Here is a 19,899-nt window from a genome sequence, read left to right as displayed (position 1 = left end):
GAGATGCTTGATGCGAAAGAAACTTTTCCATTTATAATAAAGGGAACCAACGTGTTTAGATGGGTGCTGTTCGGCATCATGTTTGCCGGCATGACCCTGAATACCTTGAATGCACAGGCACTTGATATGAGCACATCAAAGATTGTCTGCTTTGAAAAAAAGAACCCCCTTGTTATGAAAGCGATTTCAGTTCTTCAGGAAGAGGTCTTTAAAAGAACACAAATTCAACTCGGGCGGCAAAGTAAATGGCCACGGGAATCTCAATCCACAATAGCAATTGGCCTAAAAGGACAATTGGATAAATTCCCCAAGGAATATCAGACAAAGGTAGCGACGATGCCCACGACCAATGATGAGGGATTCCAAATTGGCATTGTTGCAAAGTCAAAAACCGTTTTGATTATTGGAAACGATGCCCGGGGAGTACTCTATGGAATCGGAAAATTGTTGCGAAAAATGGAAATGGGTATAGGTAAGGCTTTAGTGCCCCTTGATATTGAAATTTCTTCATCGCCGAAATATCCAATTAGGGGGCATCAATTAGGATATCGACCCAAGACCAATTCATACGATGCATGGACCCCATCGCAATTCGACAGCTATATTCGGGACTTGGCCATTTTTGGGGCCAATAGTATAGAAATTATGCCACCGCGAACCGATGATGATTTTACTAGTGTTCACATGAAAATTCCGGCGATGGAAATGATTTCCGAACAATCAAAAATTTGTGACAGCTATGGTATGGATGTTTGGATGTGGTACCCCAATCTGGGATCCGATTATGAGAATTCCGATTCCCTAAAATCAGAAATCGAAGAACGCCACGAAGTTTTTAAGGCATTACCCCGTTTAGATGCGCTTTTTGTTCCAGGAGGCGATCCCGGTGATTTAGAGCCCGACGTTTTATTCGATTGGCTTGCTAAGGAAGCCGAAGTTCTCAAAACATACCACCCTGATGCGAAAATTTGGGTTTCTCCCCAAGCCTTTAGGCCAACCAAAGCGTGGTTCGATGCTTTTTACGCCCATGTGAATAAAGAATATTCCTGGTTCGGGGGTATTGTTTTCGGCCCGTGGATCAAAACGCCCATTCAAGAAATTAGAAAGCGAATAAACACAGGCATCCCGATTAGAAGATACCCTGATATTACACATAGTTTAAGTAGCCAATACCCAATTCCGAAATGGGATTTGTCGTATGCCATAACTTTAGGACGAGAATGTATAAATCCGCGTCCGAGCGATGAGAAAATGATACATAATGCCATTGACGAATATGCACAAGGAAGCATTAGCTATTCGGAAGGAACCAATGATGACGTCAACAAAATGATATGGACTGTACAAGATTGGGATCCCGATTCTCCGGTAATAGAAACCCTTCGAGACTATGCACGCTATTTCGTCGGTAATGAATATACCGAGGCGGTCGCCCAAGGTTTTATGGCTTTGGAAAAAAACTTGCAGGGACCATTGCTCACCAATGAAGGAGTAATTCGTACATTACAGCAATGGCAGGTATTGGAAAAACAGGCCACTCCTGAGGTATTGTTGAATTTTCGTTTTCAGATGGGATTGATTAGGGCCTATTTTGATGCCTACCAATATCGTAGATTGGTTTATGAAACGGAATTGGAGCAGATGGCCCGCGACCATTTGAGGTTGGCACCAGAGGGAGGTTCGCAAATTGCCATTCGAAACGCAAGGGAAACATTGGCCAAGGCTTGGGGAGCTCCGATTATGAAGGAATGGAAAGAACGCTGCCTGGAACTGGCCGATGCCTTATTTGAGAGTGTTGGAGCTCAATTGACAATCGAGAAGCATTTTGCGGCTGCTGGTCGGGGTAACTTTATAGATAATATAGACGTGCCTTTAAACGATTCCATGTGGTTGCTAGATCAATTGAGCAGTATTGAAAAAAATGAAAATGAGCAGCAGCGCCTTGAAGAAATTGATAGAATGTTACAACGAAACAATCCGGGGCCGGGAGGGTTTTATGATAATTTTGGTTCCCTAAAGAGTTGGGCGCGGATCGTCTCCCATGTTCCACGGGAATTAGACCCAGGGAACCTGGTATCGCCCCGTACCGGTTTTGGCGTCGGTCTAAAAGGAGAAGAATGGGTACATGAGGTAACCGCTAAAGGTTTTGAAGGACGATCAACACCACTTGCATGGATGAATCAAATCACAACACTATATGACCAACCCCTCGAAATTGTGTATACTGATTTAGACCCCAAAAGTTCTTATAAGATTCGGGTGGCATATACCGGGCGTTTTCGTTCACGAATAAAAATGACGGCCGATGATACGCTAGTACATGATTTTATAAAGACCGGGGTACAGCCTATATATGAATTTAATATTCCGGTGGCCGCTACCAAAGATGGGAATCTTAAGTTAGAATGGACGTGTGGGGAAGGGGAAAGGGGATCTCAGGTATCTGAGATTTGGATTATAAGGGATGCTGTTGCTCAAAAAGAATAATAACTATGAAAGATGCTAAAAACAAAAATGAAGGACGCAGAAAGTTCTTGCTTCGCTCGGGACTGGCAGTAGCGTCGGTTCCTTTCTTGCCGGTTTCATGTCGGCAAAATGCCGAGGAATCTGAAGAAAAACCAAACGAAAATTCTTTTGAGTTTGCCTTTTTGACAGACATCCATATTAAACCGGAGATGAATGCCCCAAGAGGTTTTCAAATGGCTATAGATAAAGTAAATGAAATGAGTCCCGATTTTGTAATAACCGGAGGCGACCTTGTTTATGATGTTATGCGCGGAAACTATGAAAAGAGTGAATCGCTCTTTAATTTGTACAAAGACATGAGCAAAGGGTTTGAAATGCCAGTTTATAATTGCATCGGAAACCATGATTTGTTCGGTATTTATGAAGAAAGCCCCGAAGATGAGAGCCATCCCGACTACAAATATGGCATGTGGGAACGACATTTCGGAGACACCTATTATTCATTTGACCATAAGGGTTGGCATTTTATTACGTTGAATTCGTTGGATGTGACGGACAACAAACGGTACAAAGGAGTTTTCCATCAGGAACAATTGCGATGGCTGCAAGAAGACCTTGGTAAAGTAGCTAAGGCAACACCTATCGTGATTACTACGCATATTCCGATGATGTGTACCTATTCGCAACTCAATGGAAGCGAAGGAACCCGTACAGTAAGTAATGGCTTTGAAGTATTCAAAATGTTGGAAGGGTACAATTTAAAATTGGTGTTGCAAGGACATATTCATTGGAAGGAATATGGATTTGTAAACGACAGATTCCAATTTCTTACCGGAGGTTCCATTGCAGGAAACGGTTGGAAAGGCCGACGACACAATACCAAAGAAGGCTTTATGAAAATCAAAGTAACAGGTGATGACTTTTCATGGGAATATATCGACCATGGATGGGAAAACGAACGTTTGAAAATAGCTGGACAACAAGATGTTTAGTATTGTTTTACTTCGCTCGCTTCAAAAACTAGAAGACTTCCGAAAGCATTTAGATATAGAAATTTTTAGGTATACGCTGTATTTAAGGGCTCTTTGTGCTTTCGAAAATTGCCGGTAGATAGGCCATTTTGGCAAGATAAATTGCCGTCTTTTCTTCGTGTGAGGAATAATAGGACATTAATAAAGTGTCGTCTTGCATCAAAAAACCTGGGTAGCTACAATCCCCTGAGCTAGGTAACGTAAGTAATTTTGTGGTTTTACCATTAAGTTCAACCCTTGTGATTATGGTTTGTTCTTTTGAGGGTAAATATTCCCGTGTCGCACAGAGCATGAGGCCATTGTCGAGTACAATCAAATCAGGACCTCCCAGACGCTGTTCCAAGGCATTCCATTTCCAATTTTTATAGGGAGGAGCGCTAACGCCAATGGCCCCGTTATGGCGTCCACCACGTCGAACCACAGCTATCATGTCATCGTTTTTGTTGAACCGTAAAGTAGTTTCATTCCCCTCCATAACATCAAAGGTAGTGACGAACTTATAGTCGATGCCATCGTCACTGACGACCAATTGTACCGATTTTTCTTTTTTAGGTTGGTATACCCCCGCGTATACTTTGCCCTTGTGCCAGGTGGCCCTCCAAAGCCAATCCGTACCCGTATGAATCGCTGGGTCCAAAGAAATATTTTGGGCCTTGGAAAACGATTTTCCTTCCATATTGCTAAAACTAACTTTTGGGGACATCGAGGTCAATTTTCCAGCGGTATAAACGGACCCCCCAATATTAAGCATGATTCGATCGTCTGGGGTCACAGACAATTGTGGATCCCTGAAATCTATTCCCTGTTCGTAAAGATGTGCTACCGAATGCCAATTTTGACCGTCTTCGGAGGCAATTACCCGAATACTTCCGTTGATGCCAGATACATGACCATTACTTTCCCGAAAAGCACAATATAAGGTACCCTTGAACTCGATTAATGAAGTAAAGGCATTATGTGCTGCCCGGTCCCAAATACGCTCTACGGATAGGATGGCATCGTGTTCCGGAGTATTTTGTGCACTGGCAATTACCGGTAACAACAGAAGAACAAAGAGGTGTAAATGGGTTTTTAAAAACTTTAAGGCCATGATGGTAATTTTTAGTTTATTCCAACAGTTTGTTCATACGTTCTATCGACTGTACCAAGGCACGGAGGGTATGGTAATTTATTTTCCAATTGTGGCTCATATGGCTCCAGATAGGTTCGCCTTTGCGGGTCATCAGTGGAATCCATTCCCCAACGGTATGGTCAACCATCTTGTCAAATACAAATCGGTGTACATTTTCATAGATAGGAAGATATTTTTTCAAATCGTACGTGATACACGCTTGTAATAGGGCAATAAGCATTTCGGCCTGTTGCCAAAATTCTTTTTCTCGATCGGTTACACCTCCAGAATGCGACCCTTCAACATAGACTCCTCCATACTCCCAATCGATTCCATCGGCCAAAGCATGATCAAACTGGGTTTGAATTACTTTATCATATTTCTCAAAAGGAATATTGGCGATAGCAATGGCGTGCATGAGTAACCAGGCAAATTCTACATTGTGTCCGTAGCTCGTATTATCTTCAGGTGAAGATTTGATGCCATCTTCCGAAAAGCGATCCCAACCCCAAATGATATCGAACTTGATTTGCGGGGCAACCTTCCAATCTGCTGTAAATTGAGGAATACCGGTCAAGTATTTCGGATGGATTATTCTTTTCGTCAAAACCTCGATAATCTCCAATAGCTTCCTTTTGTGCACCTCCTTGCCGCTACATTCATAAAGTGTAGTGAAAGCTTCCATCAAGTGCATGTGTACATCGAGGGTTTTTCTATCTCCCCCAGCAGCACCCTGACCCTTTAATGTCCAATCCCTTTGAAACATTTCAAAATAGCCTCCGAACATGGTATCGGCCCCATATTTTTGAAGAAGGTCAAAACATTTTTCGGCATAATAAAGTCCGCGTGGATCCCCCGATGCCAAGGTATATTCGCAAAAACCATAGATTATAAAGCTGTGGCCATAGATTATTTTCTCATCAATAAGTACATTACCCTTTCTATCGGTCAACCAAAAGAAACCTTCGTGTTCCTCATCCCACATTTTTTCGATAACAAAGTCGACCCCGTGCTTGGCATATTCTAAACATTTTCCATTTCCATAGCCCGCTCTATGGGCGGAGGCAAAACTATAAATGCAACGTGCCTGACCGAGCATTGATTTTTCATCAACGCCCGTGTCATTACCGTCTTTATCAAAATGGGTTATAAACCCGCCGTTCACATCATCTTTGCAGCGATCAAACCAAAAGGGGAGTAATTCTTCGGTTAGATGCTGCTGTACTTCATTTTTTAACTTTAAAATTCGGTCATTGTAATCGGTCATTTTCTAAACTACTTTTTTTAGTGGGTTGGGCACCCAACTTATTTGATTATTTTAAATTTAAATGTGCTATTATGGCCTTATCTCCGATAATCGCATTTGAAGGACGTGGATTGTCGGCCGTAAAAACCTTTAAATCATTTTCCGGTTGAATCGTTACAAAATCTTCTTGAACCCCATCGGTAACGGTGACATTACCCAGTTTCAATTTTAGATGATACGCCAAAAACGTGTAGGCAGCGGCACGTTTTGAATATCCGTAGTCATGCTTCTCAGCTGGAAGGTGTACATTTTCGACTTTGTGTTCGGCATTATAAAGCGCATATACTTTCTGAATATATGGGTATTCTATTCTTGGCGTATTTCGCGTCCAGTCTGATCCGTTCGAAATCAGCAGCATCGGCCGCGGAGCGCATAGGGCCGCAATTTCAACATTATTGGTTTGATGTGCGGTACTTTTATGAATGGGCATTCCGCTTTCACAAACACATCCTCCAAAAAAGTGGGCGGAAACCTGAACCGTAGGTACGGCTACCTTGATACGGTCGTCAATTGCGGTCAGTACAAAAGTTTGTGTACCCCCACCAGAGCCCCCGGTCATGCCGATTCTTTCCGCGTCGACGTCGGAGCGCGAAAGTAAGTATTCCAATACCCTTTTGCTGTTCCATGTTTGTAGCAATAAGGCAATGGGCATTTTGTGTGTCGTTTGGTTCGATTCGGCATATCCCACCATGTCATAAGCAAAGACTATGGCGCCCATGCGGGCCAAGGTGGCGCACCTCGCCTGAACATCTTCTTTTAGCCTTTTATCAGCCATATGGCCGTGAGGCGAAAGGATAGCGGCATTTTTAGTATCTGGATTGGCCGGACGATATAAATTTCCAGTAATGAAATATCCAGGAAAGCTTTCAATCGCGATATTCTCTACAACATAGCCGTCAAAAGTATGTTTTCGGCCAATTATCGGATTGAAATTACCTTCGATTTTTGGCATTTGATTCAGTTTCATACCAGAGATAATGCCTGAACGAATGACTTCCGAACGCCTTTCCCACGATGCTAGATCGTCCCATTCTTTTGCGAAATCCTTCATGACCAGATTGGCCTCATCCTCGGTCCAATATTTGCCGGTACACAACATTTCACTTTGTGCATTTATGGCTACGGTGAGCGCGATGAAAAAAAACAAAACTACTTTTCTCATGTAATTCAAATTTTATGGTGATTCATTTCACTGTGGTAGGTCAACCGCTCAATTCAAGTAAAACCTTATATGAATTGTGGCTTTGTAATGGTGTTTAAACAAATATATAGCATCGGGTTGGTGGTTTGCTTCCCCTATTTTGTCCATTTTACATTATATATTGACTCTTTGAATCTAGGAAAAAAATAATTTTATAAGGGTTGTAAGCTTTTGGGCAACACCGCCTTGAAAAGTATGTGGTAAATCGAAACGTGGATGGAAAAGGAAGCCTAGGGATGCTTGAATCGGCTTGCTTTAGGTTAAATGTTTATGTAAATTCAGCAAAATAATTGAAGTATACTATTCGTATTTTCTATTTCTTTGTTTGTCTCCGACATTAATGGTGAATGGCTTAAAGCCGATTAAGAATCTTTCCATAGCCATATAAATTTAAATTGTTGATAGATAGTTTACAAGATATTGAAAAAGACATGCACGAAAACATTAGGAGTTTATAACTTATGAGGGTTTTGGTAGTTATTCAAAAGATGTACAGGGTGTAGCGAATCTAGTGCTTCAGAATATTTAATTACCGCATTCGGGCAAGATTATAGAATTATAAAACCGTATTATATTAAATCTAAAATTTATTCAGAAATGAAGAAAGGAATAACAAGGAGAAAATTTATTAAAAAAGGTTCTGCCGGAATAGCTGGAGTTTCTATGCTATCGACAAGCGCACTTTCTTACGGAAGAATCTTAGGCTCGAACGATTCCATACAAATGGGAGTTATCGGTATTCGTGGAAGAGGGGGGAGCCATATCGAGAACTTTGGTAAAATGAAGAATGTAAGGTTGAAATACCTTGTAGATATCGATGAAAATCTGTTTAAAGATAGGCTGGATCAAGTAGAGAAATATGCAGGATATCGACCACAGACCGAGTGGGACATGCGACGTGTTTTTGATGATAAGGAAATCGATGCGGTTTCTGTAGCCGCACCGAATCACTGGCATGCACTCTCTACCATTTGGGGCGCTCAAGCGGGAAAACATGTCTATGTAGAAAAGCCATCTACACATAATGTGTTTGAAGGAAGAAAGATGATCGAGGCCGCAAGAAAATATAATGTTTTGGTTCAGGTCGGTTTTCAAAACCGTTCGATTACAAATACCCAACGTGCCATCAAATTTATTCGTGATGGCAAACTAGGGGAAGTTTATATGACCCGAGGACTCTGTTTTAAACCAAGACCAAGTATTGGAATGTACCCTGATGGACCAATGAAGCCAGGGGAACAGTTTAAAATGAACGTTGAGTCTGGTGGTTTTGAGCCGGCGTATACAGAAGCCTACCTCAAAAATGTACATTACGATATGTGGCTCGGACCTGCCCCAGAACGACCTTTCAATAGAAACAGGTTCCATTATAATTGGCACTGGAATTGGGATTATGGCAATGGTGATACCGGTAACCAAGGGCCACACCAATTTGATGTTGCACGATGGGCCCTAGGTAAAGAAGAATTGCCTTTACGTGTGAATTCAATGGGGGGATATTTCGGAGAGAAGTCCGCTCAAAATACGCCGAATACCCAAACTTCGCTTTTTGAATATGATGATGGAAAAATTCTGGAATTTGGGACAAGAGGAATATTTACAAACCCTGAGGGTGTTCTTTTACCGGATATCAATGTAACGGGTAGTGGAAAAATATCAGCATCAAGTAAAGCCACTCCTGTTAAAATTGGGGTAATCGTATTAGGTACCGAGGGTTGGATGCAAATTGACGCTGGTGGAAACTGGCAGACTTTCTTCGGCAGAAATAATGAAGCGGGCCCAACATCAGGAGAAAAAGATGATTCGTACGATCCGTTAGATTTGACCGGTGGCGGTGGTGGAGAAGCTATCTTCACCAATTTTATCTCTGCCATTCGTAACAATGATCAATCAGAGTTGACCTGTGATATTGAAACCGGTCATAAGTCTAGTGTACTTCCCTTGATTGCAAACGTTTCATATCGATTGGGCAGGGAATTGCTTATTGATGGTAAAGAAGAGTCTTTCATTAAAGATAAAGAGGCCAATAAAATGTTGACTAGGGAGTATCGAAAAGGATATGTTGTTCCTAATAACGTTTAGTGTCTTTTAGAATTTTCGAATTCACTTTTTCCGTTTAAAGGGGGCATCATTTTGCGAACATTTTTTATGGTATTCCATTGCTACGGAAATTCATTTTAAATTATCAGGGGCATAGCCAACTATGCCCCTTGCCCTATAAATAACGTAATACATGAGGACTATACCTGCAGTTTTGGCACTCGTATTGATCAGTAGTGCCTGTAAAGAAAAGAATAGAGACATCGCCCAAAATGAGGAAATAACAAAAAACCACATCACATTAGCGAATAATGAAACCGATAAGAAGGTCGATGTTCTTGTAGACGGTAAGTTATTTACCTCGTATTTATATGCCGACGATATTTCCGTCCTTAAAAAAACCACACTTTATCCGATTATTGCAGCAAACGGGGAGGCGGTTACCCGTGGCTATCCTCTTGATACCAGGCCCAATGAAAGAACCGACCACCCGCACCATATAGGGGCGTGGTTTAATTTCGGGGATGTCAACGGACTAGACTATTGGGGAAACTCCGATGAAATCAAAACACCAAAGAATAAGCTGGGTACTATTCGGCACGATAAAATAGTTAGCCTTCAAAGTGGAAATGAAAGTGCCACCCTGGTCGTTAGCGCAAATTGGTTAAAGCCCGATGGGAAGGTCTTGATGAAAGAAGACACCAAGTTTATTTTTTATGCAGAGGAAGACAAAAGAATTATAGATAGAATTACCACGTTTAAAGCCTTGGAAGAGACCGTTTCGTTTAATGACACCAAAGAGGGAATGTTTGCTATTCGAACGGCTAGAGCCTTGGAACACCTCAGTGACGGCCCCGTTACCTTGAGTGATGCAAACGGTAACAAAACCGATGTTCCTGTTACAGACAATACAGGGGTTAGTGGCCAATATTTGAGTAGTGAGGGCATCACCGGTACCGATGTTTGGGGCACTAGGGCCAAATGGATGGCACTTTCCGGTAGCCTTAATAAAAAAGATGTTACGCTGATGATTATGGACCAACCCCAGAATGTGGGCTATCCTACGTATTGGCATGCCAGAGGATACGGTTTGTTTGCGGCAAATCCACTGGGGCAAAAAGCATTTACAGATGGGAAGGAAGAATCACTTAATTTTTCCTTAGAACCGAATACTGCGGTTACTTTTACCTACAGGATAGCAATTTTGGACGGTAAAAAGGACAAAGCACAGTTGGAAGCGGAGTACGATAAATTTGTTAGGATGTAATGTTCATGGGAAGCTGAGGAACATATCAACTGCTTAAAACCAAAAAACACTTTCCATATCAATGAGTTTCAATTATCCTATAGCACTTTCTTCCATAATAATGGGCGCAATTGTATTGATCATGGGATTAATCCTTAAAAGGAAACCGACAAAAATTGGGCATATAAATGGTTTTCGAAATAAACATTCTATGAAAAACCAAGAGCAATGGGATTTTTCGCAAAAAGTATTTGCCGAAAATTTGATAAAATATGCATGGATTCCCTTTCTTACATCACTTCTCGGATTTTTTGTCAATGAGCAATATACTCCTTGGGGATTATTGGGGGTAATGACAATGTTTCTTGTATGTATGGCTTTGGCCTCCTTTAAAACACGGGATAGAATTAATTTGGAATTTGAGAAAAAGGAAAACGATTAAATGAAAAATACGTTGCACGATTGTAAACCCTTTAAACAATATCGGGTTCGCGTCAAATTCTAGCGTGCACACCGTAAAACACACCCTGGTCTACTCCCATATTGTATATGACTAAAAACCTAATGCTATCGGGTTTTGAGTCCTCCCTTCGTCATTTCTGTACGCTATTTGGTTGTGTTTTCAAGGATAATGACCGAAGGACTTTCTTTTAACCATTTTTTACTTAATCCCGTGGTGTCGCCCTTTGCCAAAAAAGAAACAAAGGAACCGAGGGCTAGGTCAATATCACCATCGGCATCCATATCACCAGCATCCATTACCATCCACCTTCCGTTCGTGGCTTCCGGAAAGGAAAACGCTTCAAAAGTTAAGTTTCCTTGGTTTTCTAAATACACAAAACTTTCTTGCGGATTGTTCAAGTAATCTGGAAAATAAGAAATCGTGGCGATATCTAAATCGCCATCGAGGTCATAATCTCTGGCCATCGCCTTATAGGCACCATTTTGTGGGTAGAAAAAGGCCTGTTCAAAATTGAGTTTACCATTATTGAGAAAAATATAAACTCCGTGATAATCTTTCAAAATAGGTGTTTTGTCAGCATTATCGCCACAGACATAAACAATATCGTCGAATCCGTCGTTGTTAAAATCGGCCAGCTCCATGTACGCCGATCCGTAAAGTGGTAAAAATGACAACAACTTTTTTTCGCTAAAACTGCCATTCCCTTGATTTTCATAATAGAAAATACCTTCGTCACCTTGCGCCATAAGCACGAAAATATCATTGAAACCATCCTTATTGATGTCTTTAATAACAGCACTAATGGCTCCGGGTTTGCTGTTTAGGGTGTTCGCGATGTATCGATCATGCCCCTCATTTTTAAACCAAACAAGTTTACCCGTCAAATCGCCGTATTCGCAGGCAACGATATCTTCTAAACCATCGTTGTCTAAATCTCCATAGGCCATAGCCACGGGACGTTGCAGCTTGGGGAGGATAAGGTGTCGGTTCGTAGTTTTTGTATCTTCTTCGGTAGGGCTTATTTTAAGAACTGCACCGTGGGAAAGGTCGTTCGGATATAAATTTCTTCCAATAGTTGTTAAAAATACGGTGTCCGATTTTTCGTAGAAATCGATGGGGCTCCCATCTAACCTCAAGTTTTGTTCGAGTTTAAGGTCAGGGGAGAGGTAAGTTAAAATGTTATTTCTGGTTTTGCCGTCACCAAAGACAATACCTCGATTTTCAGGTAATATTTTAACGAGGGAAGTAAGCGGCGGGCGATTGTTATATAATGCCTCCTTATATTCAAATGATTTTAATCCGATATTGATTTTTTTATTAGGAGCTGGAACGCTATCAGCGTCAGGCGCATTTTCTACATAATAATCCACCAACTTCATCCAATCGGCTTTGGCCAAAAGTGGTTCTTCCGGAAAAATCTTGGCATTTTGAACAACAGTTCTGTTCGGTGGTGGACCGAAGATACTATCTGGCTGTCGGTTTCCATTATATATGCCCAACCGGTTTCCCATGGCCGGAAGCACATCGGCTTTCCAAATGGTTTTCGATAGATAGGAGGGAGGCACAAAGGCATGACAACTGGCGCAATGAATTTCCGCCAATTCCTTCCCCGAAAGACTTGAAATGGGTAGGTCTCCCGGGGTTGGTTTTTTGGACTCCTTCTTTTCGGCACATGATCCAAGCAGACTTAACAATAGCCATAATAGAACGAGTTTCTTCATAGATCCGGACTTTGAACTTACCGACTACAAACGTAAGTATAATCCTTTATTTTATCCCATAAAGCGGACCATAAGCTTTACAGGCCCTATAATCTTGTCCTTCTTTATCGGTACCGAAAGAAGACCACAAAGCGGGTCTGAAAACATCACTTTCATCAACATTATGCATGTTTACCGGAATTCTCAGCATCGAAGCCAACGAAATCAAATCGGCGCCAATATGGCCGTAGCTTATGGCTCCGTGATTGGCACCCCAATTGGCCATTACGGTATATACATCTTTAAAAGCACCTTTGCCCGTAGTTATAGGGGCAAACCAGGTTGTCGGCCAAGTTGGGTTTGTTCGGTCATCCAATGTTTTATGCACATCATCTTCTAGAACTACGGTCCAGCCTTCAGCTATTTGTAAAACGGGCCCGACACCTTTGACCAGATTGATTCGGCACATCGTTACGGGCATTTCCCCATCGGTCTTAAACTGTGAAGAATAGCCACCACCTCTAAAATACTCTTTGACCGCTTGTGGCCAAAGGGTTGCATCCAAACATTTTTGGGCTTCTTCCTCGGTGATATCCCAAAAAGGTTTCATTGCTGGACTGCCGTCTTCATTGCGTTGTTGGGCCGTAGCATCTAAAGTCGTGGATCCTGAGTTGATCAAATGGATGATACCGTCTTTTGCCTTTCCTTTTAACTCTTTTCCGGTGACGCGCTTTACCGATTCGGGACTCCAATACGTTCTTACATCGGAGAAGATTTGGGCCGTATTGGTCAATAAATGTCCGAAAAGCATGGATACCCCGTTTAAGCTATCGTTTTCCGTAGCGACCATAAAGGCTTGCCGTATTCCGTTCCAATCGAAAGAGGAATTTAATATGGCCTCGGGAAAATCCCCGTTCGGCATATGATCCGTCCATTGCCGTTGCCCTTGAAAACCTGCTGCTATGGCATTTCTTCCAAAGGCTTCCTCACCATGCCCCATTTCCTTTAATTTCGGGTTTCCGATCATAAGGTCACGAATGATCAAGGTCATCTTAACAACGATTTCCCACTCCCATTCTTTTCGTTTCGTATCGCCTTTTAGCGCCGCTATATTGTAATCTTTTCCCTCTTTGCAATTTTTGTACGTCCATTGCAACGCTTTTTCGTACTCCTCTTTGTCATAAATCTCTTCTTCGATTCTTCTGGTAACCTCGGTTTGATCGACAAATTCGGTACGCATACCCAAATAATCGTGAAAGAAATTTTGATCGACCATAGAACCAACGATGCCCATAGAGGAATACCCCAGCGATAGATATGATTTGCCTTTCATTTGGGCAACGGCCAAACCTGCTTTGACAAAACGCAGAATTTTTTCTTTTACGTCGTCATGTATTTCGGTGTCTCCGGTATCTTGTACTTCACGACCATAAATACTAAATGCGGGCAACCCTTTTTGGGCGTACCCGGCCAAGGCGGCTGCAAGGTAGACTGCTCCGGGGCGTTCGGTACCATTAAAGCCCCAAATCGCTTTGATGGTATTTGGGTCGGCATCCATTACTTCGGTACCATAGCACCAGGCGGGGGTAACGGTCAAAGAAACTGTAACGCCTTCACGCTCAAATTTATCGGCACATAAGGCGGCTTCGGCAACGCCTCCGATATTGGTGTCGGCGATGACGCATTCCACCTTTTCGCCGCTCGGAAACCTTAAATTTTCTTCAATAAGCTTGGCGGCGTTCTTAGCCATTTCCATGCATTGTGATTCTAACGATTCCCGGACACCCCTTTCGCGTCCGTCAATTACGGGTCTAATTCCCACTTTTGGTAGTCTGCCTATTAATCGGTTTCCCATTTTGTTCTTGTTTTAATTTTTTGAATTGTTTTTATACGTTGTTTTCGCCTATTTCCTTAGTCGGTGCTTGATTCAAGAAATATATTGGAATTTTAACTTAAATAACGAAAATATGGCTAAATAAATAAATCGGTTGATAAAATACCATGGGTTTTGAACAAAATATTATAATCGGTTTTTTTTGAAAAAGGATATATTTGTTTTTAGCGGCGGAGTCGGGGATCTGCGGTGGCAGGCACCACTTTTAAATAGGAAAAGGTCGCTTTTACAGGCTATCGTTCTACCAAATTAAGACGGACTTTTTTTCTAGGTTACGGCAATATTCAAAGGCGTGTGTTACGGATGAGGATAGCCTAGTTTTAAGAAAAACGTATAATTCAATCATGTGAAAAAGCAATTATATGCGCTTAAAGGTATTGTAACGGTATTGAATACCCCTTTTACCGATCAAAATACAATTGACTTAAAGGCCTTACAGCAAAATGTTACCGAAGCATTAAAAGCGGGAGTTGCTGGCTTTTTAGTACCTGCAATGGCCGCGGAGGTTTATAAGTTATCGCATACGGAGCGATTAAAGATGGTCGAAGCTGTCTTGGAAACGGTGGGCGACCGTGTGCCTGTTATTGCAGGTTCGGGGGAAACGGACCTTGAAAAAAGTAAAAAGTTGTTACGGGGCTATTTGAATATAGGTTGCACCAATGTACTTTTTCAAATTCCGTTTCAAGAAGAGGCACAATTTCGGAAACACTTTATGGAATTGGCCGATCTTGACCCAAAAATGATTATGCTCCAAGATTGGGATGCCTCGGGCTATGGCTTAAATGACGAATTGATTTGTGACCTATTCGAAACGGTGGAAGCTTTCCGTTGTTTGAAGATTGAAACCGTTCCCGCAGGTGTCAAATATTCCCGCATGCTCGAATTGACCCAGGGAAAATTACATATCAGTGGGGGATGGGCGGTTTCACAGATGATGGAAGGCCTGCAACGCGGGGTTCATGCCTTTATGCCCACGGGAATGCATTTTATTTATACCACCATTTATAGGCTTTTTGAGGAAGGGAAACACGCAAAGGCCAAGCAATTGTTTCTAGAAATACTTCCGGTTTTGGCATTTTCGAATCAACACCTGGATATTTCGGTACACTTTTTTAAACGGCTGTTGTTTCGGCAAGGTATTTATCCGACCCCGAACGTGCGTAATCCCACTGTGCCCTTTGATACGCTGCACCAAGAAATAGCAGATGAACATATAGCACACGTCATGCAATTGGAGCATCGAATAAGACAGCATGTTGTATTTTCTTAGAGCGCCCACTGGAATATGGACGGTTTATGGCCCTATTCTGAAACGGATATTTCATTTTTAAATTACAATTATGATAAGCACAGTGATTTTTGATATGAATGGGGTGATAACCGACGATGAGGACCTGCATGAACTGGCTACGCAAAAAGCTTTTGAAAAGGTCGGATTGGAAATCACCCCGGAAATCTATCGTCAATATTGTTTGGGTCGAACCGATGCGGCTGCTTTTGTGGATCTGGTACGTGATTTTCAGCTGCAAAAACAAGAAGTAGGTTCACTAATTGCCGATAAAACAAATAGCTACCAAGCGCTTATTGCCGATAATTTAAAGGTATACCCCGGCGTCATAGAATTAATAGAACGGCTACATCAAAAATATACTTTGGCGCTAACGACCAGTTCAACCTTTGAAGAGGTGCAGACCGTGGTCGGCCAATTGCAACTTGAAAATCTTTTTAAGGTCATTGTCAGTTCCAAGGATGTCAAACGGGGAAAGCCCGACCCCGAACCGTATATATTAACGGCTCAAAAACTGGGGGTGGCCTGTGAAAACTGTGCGGTTATTGAAGATTCTGAAAATGGGGTACGGTCGGCCGTTGCTGCCGGAATGAAATGTATCGCGATACCAAATACCGAAAAGCGGGGTAAATTAACACGTGCCCATTTTATTATTGACGAGTATTCAGAGCTTACCGACCACCTGATACAAAGCTTGGGGTAGGGTGTGGTAAATCGCTTAGTAGCTAATATTCGTTATCTTAGTGCGCATATCTAAGATAGTGTCATTGAGGCTATTTAATTGCTTCATATCATTACAAAGGACCATGGAAAATTTATTAAAAACCATACAGTCAAGAGTCCATTTAAATCGAAACGATATAGATTTTATCAAAAACTATTTCGTTTGTGAAACAGTCCCTGCCCAAACCAGTCTTTTAGAAGCAGGCAAAGTAGAACGATATATTTACTTTTTAAGTAATGGAATCGTAAAAGGTTATCAAAATATGGATGGAAAAATTGTTGTTCAACATCTTGTATCTGAAAGTGATTTTTTTACATCTTTGGATAGTTTTATGACGGAAACACCCTCATTGGACTATTACGAAACCATTACAGCATGTAGTTTGATAAAAATTTCCAAACCAGCTTTTGACATTTTACAAAAGGAAACTAGTTTCTGGGGAGAATTTGTAAGGGATGTTACCAACGAACACTTAAATTGTAAACTGGAAAGAGTAAAAGATTTTCAACGTTTAACGGCCAAAGAACGTTATGTAAAGTTTGTAAATCAAAACCCGAAATTAGCTTTAAATGTTTCCATTGACACTATTGCCTCTTTTTTAGGAATGGAACCTCAATCATTGAGCCGTATACGCAAACAGATCACTTTCTAACAAATGTTATTTCTGAACCGCTAAAAGCTATAGAAATTTGCTCAAGCAAAAAGCGTAGCAAATGAGCAAAGAAATTTCATTGGTAACAGGTGGCAACGGACATTTAGGAAACAATTTAGTTCGATTATTACTTTCCAAAAATATAAGCGTAAGAACTACCGTAAGAAACCGTAATTATCAAGCGTCTCTTAGAGATCTGAACTGCGAAGTTGTTCAAGCTGATATTACAAATGCCCTATCGCTAAAAAAGGCATTTAAAGGAGTTACAAGCGTATATGCCGTAGCGGCAAATTTCAGTATGTGGGCTAAAAACTCTAAGACTGAAATTTATGATAATAACATGCAGGGTACTCAAAATGTGTTTGACATCGCAAAAGAATGTGGTGTGAAGAATGTGGTATATGTAAGTTCGGTGGCAGCTTTAGATTTCGCCATTTTGCCTGCTCATGTGGATAATGGATATAATAAAGACCGAAGAAATTGGTATTATAATTCTAAAAACGATTCTGATAAACTGGCATTGGAACTGGGAAAGAAATACGGCATAAAAACCGTTTTGGTATTGCCCTCTGCAATGATTGGTTCAGAAGCTTACAAATTAAGTTATACCAACAACCTTGTATATCAAATTTTAAACGGAAATATCCCTGTAGATACAAACGTTACATTAAATTGGATAGATGTAAAAGATGTGGCTTTTGGAACGTATCGGGCAATGAAAAACGGAAGAAATGGAGAAAGATATATTCTCTCGAACGAGAAACATACTACATTACAAGAGAGTGTCAAAATTGCTTCAGAGTTATATCCTGAATTAAAGTTGAAAACACCTAAGAAAATTCCTAAATGCTCACTTTATGCTGTGGCTGGATTAATGGAATTTTGGAGTGAATTAACAGGAAAAGAACCGCAATTGCAACGCCATTATGTAGCTATGTTTTATGGTTTAAAACAAGATTACGATATTACCAAATCAAAACAAGAATTAGGATTCAATCCTAAACCTTCAAAAAAAGCCTTAATAGATGCTCTAAAATACTTAAAAAACGATTGGGTAGCGCAGAAAATGGATTAAGGGAATGCAGCCCTTGAATTTTGTAAAACAAATTATTTAATAGGCAATATTTCTTATCTTAGTTTCGGTATGTCAATCTGCATCGTCAGGGCTATCCCTTGTTGGCTGCATTTAAGAAGAACCTTCTAAACCACATTAAGAAATTAAAATATGAGAATATTAATTTTAAGCGGAGCCCTTTCATTACTGACGTTATTTCATGCGCGGTCCCAGCAATTAGCCTTCCCCACAGCCGAAGGATATGGGAAATATACCGTTGGCGGACGTGGTGGAGCGGTGTTTGAAGTAACCAATCTCAATGGTTCAGGGGAAGGAAGTTTAAGGGCAGCGCTGGAAGCCAAAGGACCCAGAACAGTTGTGTTTCGCGTTTCGGGTACGATAACGGGTAATTTTAGTATTAAAAACGATAGTATAACTATTGCCGGCCAAACGGCACCTGGAGATGGTATATGTATTAAAGGAAACCTTTCCATTGGAGCTGATCATATCATCATCCGGTATATTCGAGTACGATTTGACCCTTCCATGCGTGAAAATGATGCCATAGGTGGCAGGTATCATAAGAATATTATTTTGGATCATATATCGGCTAGTTGGAGTACCGATGAGACGATGACGCTTTATCATAATGAGCATACTACCGTTCAATGGAGTATTATAGCCCAAGCATGCCCCAAAGGCACTACTGATGAACATCGATTCGGGGGCATATGGGGAAATAACTACGGTTCTTGGCATCATAATCTTTTCGCACATAACGCTAGCAGAAACCCACGTTGGGCTTCTGGTTGTGGATTTAACGATTACAGGAACAATGTAATCTATAACTGGGAATATGCTAGTAGTTATGGAGGTGAAGCCCATCAGAAAGGGGATAGACGAAAACCTCCAATTGAACATTCTACCATTAACATGATTGCGAATTATTATAAGCCAGGCCCTGCCACGGACCAAAAAGTACAGTACCGTATTACTGCTCCTTCATCACGTGATGAAGATGCCGATGCCGGAAAATGGTGGGTTTCCGAAAATTTTGTTGAGGGAAGCCCTAAAGTCACTGAAAATAACTTGTTGGGTGTAACAAAAATAAGTTCGGCATACCGATTAAGTGAGCCTTGGCCCGCCATGGAAATTAATCAACAAACGGCCGAAGAAGCCTTTCAATCTGTTCTTGACCATGCGGGTTGTACACTCCCTATTCGTGATAAAGTAGATGCGGATATTATAGGTGATGTACTCCATGGTACTGCCAAATATGGCAATAAAGGTATTATTGATAGCCCCGAAGATGTTGGTGGCTGGCCTGAATTGAAAAGTACTCCGGCTCCTGTTGATACCGACCATGATGGAATGCCCGATTTCTGGGAGGATAAGAACCAACTCGACAAACAAAACCCTGATGACCGAAATAGTGTAGCTTCGGATGGATATACAATGTTGGAAAAATATTTAAATACCTTCAAATAAATTCGACGGTCTATACCATTTTTAATGTATATGTTTTCCAAGGCTTGTTGTGTGATCTGCAGCATCTATACTATTAACGCTTTATAGATATGGAAGCTGAAGTATGGTAGCATGTTTAATACTGCACGTCAGTAAAGCAGCTGCCTTAACAAACAATATTCCTTACCTTAGTGTATAGAAGTAGAATAATACCCATAAGTCCACAATCAAAAACGTACAAATCAAAAACACGCAC

Annotated in this window: 15 protein-coding genes; 10 read left to right on the top strand and 5 right to left on the bottom strand. The window is 41.3% G+C overall.

The genetic code is table 11. The annotated features are described in order from the left end of the window. The first annotated feature begins 3 nt into the window (after positions 1 to 3). Both AACZ88_RS01515 and AACZ88_RS01510 read left to right on the top strand, forming a co-directional pair. The gene (locus AACZ88_RS01515) at positions 4 to 2,487 is read left to right on the top strand and encodes an alpha-glucuronidase family glycosyl hydrolase (RefSeq protein ID WP_339705157.1); all 2,484 of its coding nucleotides are present in this window, start codon (positions 4 to 6) and stop codon (positions 2,485 to 2,487) included. Positions 2,488 to 2,492: 5 nt separating this feature from the next. Beyond that, positions 2,493 to 3,458, top strand: a complete 966-nt coding sequence (locus tag AACZ88_RS01510; protein ID WP_339705154.1) for a metallophosphoesterase — start codon at positions 2,493 to 2,495, stop codon at positions 3,456 to 3,458. An 82-nt stretch (positions 3,459 to 3,540) separates the two neighbouring features. Here the strand turns inward: AACZ88_RS01510 and AACZ88_RS01505 are convergent, their stop codons facing one another. Genes AACZ88_RS01505 through AACZ88_RS01495 form a run of 3 tightly spaced genes read right to left on the bottom strand, consistent with a single transcriptional unit; the run spans position 3,541 to position 7,076 of the window. Then, positions 3,541 to 4,587, bottom strand: a complete 1,047-nt coding sequence (locus AACZ88_RS01505; protein ID WP_339705152.1) for a hypothetical protein — start codon at positions 4,585 to 4,587, stop codon at positions 3,541 to 3,543. A 16-nt stretch (positions 4,588 to 4,603) separates the two neighbouring features. Further along, the gene (locus AACZ88_RS01500) at positions 4,604 to 5,875 is read right to left on the bottom strand and encodes an AGE family epimerase/isomerase (RefSeq protein WP_339705150.1); all 1,272 of its coding nucleotides are present in this window, start codon (positions 5,873 to 5,875) and stop codon (positions 4,604 to 4,606) included. A 46-nt stretch (positions 5,876 to 5,921) separates the two neighbouring features. Next, the gene (locus AACZ88_RS01495; RefSeq protein ID WP_339705147.1) at positions 5,922 to 7,076 is read right to left on the bottom strand and encodes an acetylxylan esterase; all 1,155 of its coding nucleotides are present in this window, start codon (positions 7,074 to 7,076) and stop codon (positions 5,922 to 5,924) included. Positions 7,077 to 7,712: 636 nt separating this feature from the next. Here AACZ88_RS01495 and AACZ88_RS01490 point away from each other — a divergent pair. The 3 genes from AACZ88_RS01490 (at position 7,713) to AACZ88_RS01480 (ending at position 10,843) form a co-directional block, all read left to right on the top strand. Next, positions 7,713 to 9,197: a Gfo/Idh/MocA family oxidoreductase gene (locus tag AACZ88_RS01490; protein WP_339705145.1), complete on the top strand. Its 1,485-nt coding sequence runs from the start codon at positions 7,713 to 7,715 to the stop codon at positions 9,195 to 9,197. A gap of 151 nt (positions 9,198 to 9,348) precedes the next feature. Further along, complete coding sequence (locus AACZ88_RS01485) at positions 9,349 to 10,422, top strand: PmoA family protein (protein ID WP_339705143.1); 1,074 nt, start codon at positions 9,349 to 9,351, stop codon at positions 10,420 to 10,422. A 190-nt stretch (positions 10,423 to 10,612) separates the two neighbouring features. Further along, positions 10,613 to 10,843 carry a hypothetical protein gene (locus tag AACZ88_RS01480; RefSeq protein WP_339705141.1) on the top strand — a complete coding sequence of 77 codons (231 nt, stop codon included), beginning with the start codon at positions 10,613 to 10,615 and terminating at the stop codon, positions 10,841 to 10,843. Positions 10,844 to 11,007: 164 nt separating this feature from the next. Here the strand turns inward: AACZ88_RS01480 and AACZ88_RS01475 are convergent, their stop codons facing one another. Both AACZ88_RS01475 and AACZ88_RS01470 read right to left on the bottom strand, forming a co-directional pair. Beyond that, positions 11,008 to 12,585: a VCBS repeat-containing protein gene (locus AACZ88_RS01475; RefSeq protein WP_339705138.1), complete on the bottom strand. Its 1,578-nt coding sequence runs from the start codon at positions 12,583 to 12,585 to the stop codon at positions 11,008 to 11,010. A gap of 46 nt (positions 12,586 to 12,631) precedes the next feature. Further along, positions 12,632 to 14,419 carry an L-fucose isomerase gene (locus AACZ88_RS01470; protein ID WP_339705135.1) on the bottom strand — a complete coding sequence of 596 codons (1,788 nt, stop codon included), beginning with the start codon at positions 14,417 to 14,419 and terminating at the stop codon, positions 12,632 to 12,634. Positions 14,420 to 14,804: 385 nt separating this feature from the next. Here AACZ88_RS01470 and AACZ88_RS01465 point away from each other — a divergent pair, with 385 nt between their 5' ends. From AACZ88_RS01465 to AACZ88_RS01445, 5 genes are all read left to right on the top strand, one after another. Beyond that, a complete protein-coding gene (locus AACZ88_RS01465; protein ID WP_339705132.1) occupies positions 14,805 to 15,728 on the top strand; it encodes a dihydrodipicolinate synthase family protein in 924 nt (307 codons plus the stop codon). A 70-nt stretch (positions 15,729 to 15,798) separates the two neighbouring features. Continuing rightward, entirely contained in the window at positions 15,799 to 16,449 is a 651-nt protein-coding gene (locus AACZ88_RS01460; RefSeq protein WP_339705129.1) for an HAD family phosphatase, read from the top strand. A 103-nt stretch (positions 16,450 to 16,552) separates the two neighbouring features. Beyond that, positions 16,553 to 17,122, top strand: a complete 570-nt coding sequence (locus AACZ88_RS01455; protein WP_339705126.1) for a Crp/Fnr family transcriptional regulator — start codon at positions 16,553 to 16,555, stop codon at positions 17,120 to 17,122. A gap of 61 nt (positions 17,123 to 17,183) precedes the next feature. After that, positions 17,184 to 18,197, top strand: coding sequence for an NAD-dependent epimerase/dehydratase family protein (locus AACZ88_RS01450; protein WP_339705123.1), 1,014 nt, complete (start codon positions 17,184 to 17,186; stop codon positions 18,195 to 18,197). A 150-nt stretch (positions 18,198 to 18,347) separates the two neighbouring features. After that, positions 18,348 to 19,664: a pectate lyase gene (locus AACZ88_RS01445; protein WP_339705120.1), complete on the top strand. Its 1,317-nt coding sequence runs from the start codon at positions 18,348 to 18,350 to the stop codon at positions 19,662 to 19,664. Positions 19,665 to 19,899: the final 235 nt, after the last annotated feature.

The sequence above is a fragment of the uncultured Kriegella sp. genome (assembly GCF_963975415.1).
GTDB lineage: Bacteria > Bacteroidota > Bacteroidia > Flavobacteriales > Flavobacteriaceae > Kriegella.
The sequence above is the reverse complement of the archived record's forward strand: the minus strand, read 5'-3'. Positions and strand labels throughout refer to the sequence as shown.

Coding starts and splice junctions, on each gene's coding strand:
- AACZ88_RS01445 (WP_339705120.1), top strand. CDS start 18,348: ATGAGAATATTAATTTTAAGCGGAGCCCTTTCATTACTGACGTTATTT.
- AACZ88_RS01500 (WP_339705150.1), bottom strand. CDS start 5,875: ATGACCGATTACAATGACCGAATTTTAAAGTTAAAAAATGAAGTACAG.
- AACZ88_RS01470 (WP_339705135.1), bottom strand. CDS start 14,419: ATGGGAAACCGATTAATAGGCAGACTACCAAAAGTGGGAATTAGACCC.
- AACZ88_RS01505 (WP_339705152.1), bottom strand. CDS start 4,587: ATGGCCTTAAAGTTTTTAAAAACCCATTTACACCTCTTTGTTCTTCTG.
- AACZ88_RS01455 (WP_339705126.1), top strand. CDS start 16,553: ATGGAAAATTTATTAAAAACCATACAGTCAAGAGTCCATTTAAATCGA.
- AACZ88_RS01480 (WP_339705141.1), top strand. CDS start 10,613: ATGAAAAACCAAGAGCAATGGGATTTTTCGCAAAAAGTATTTGCCGAA.
- AACZ88_RS01460 (WP_339705129.1), top strand. CDS start 15,799: ATGATAAGCACAGTGATTTTTGATATGAATGGGGTGATAACCGACGAT.
- AACZ88_RS01450 (WP_339705123.1), top strand. CDS start 17,184: ATGAGCAAAGAAATTTCATTGGTAACAGGTGGCAACGGACATTTAGGA.
- AACZ88_RS01485 (WP_339705143.1), top strand. CDS start 9,349: ATGAGGACTATACCTGCAGTTTTGGCACTCGTATTGATCAGTAGTGCC.
- AACZ88_RS01475 (WP_339705138.1), bottom strand. CDS start 12,585: ATGAAGAAACTCGTTCTATTATGGCTATTGTTAAGTCTGCTTGGATCA.
- AACZ88_RS01510 (WP_339705154.1), top strand. CDS start 2,493: ATGAAAGATGCTAAAAACAAAAATGAAGGACGCAGAAAGTTCTTGCTT.
- AACZ88_RS01515 (WP_339705157.1), top strand. CDS start 4: ATGCTTGATGCGAAAGAAACTTTTCCATTTATAATAAAGGGAACCAAC.
- AACZ88_RS01495 (WP_339705147.1), bottom strand. CDS start 7,076: ATGAGAAAAGTAGTTTTGTTTTTTTTCATCGCGCTCACCGTAGCCATA.
- AACZ88_RS01490 (WP_339705145.1), top strand. CDS start 7,713: ATGAAGAAAGGAATAACAAGGAGAAAATTTATTAAAAAAGGTTCTGCC.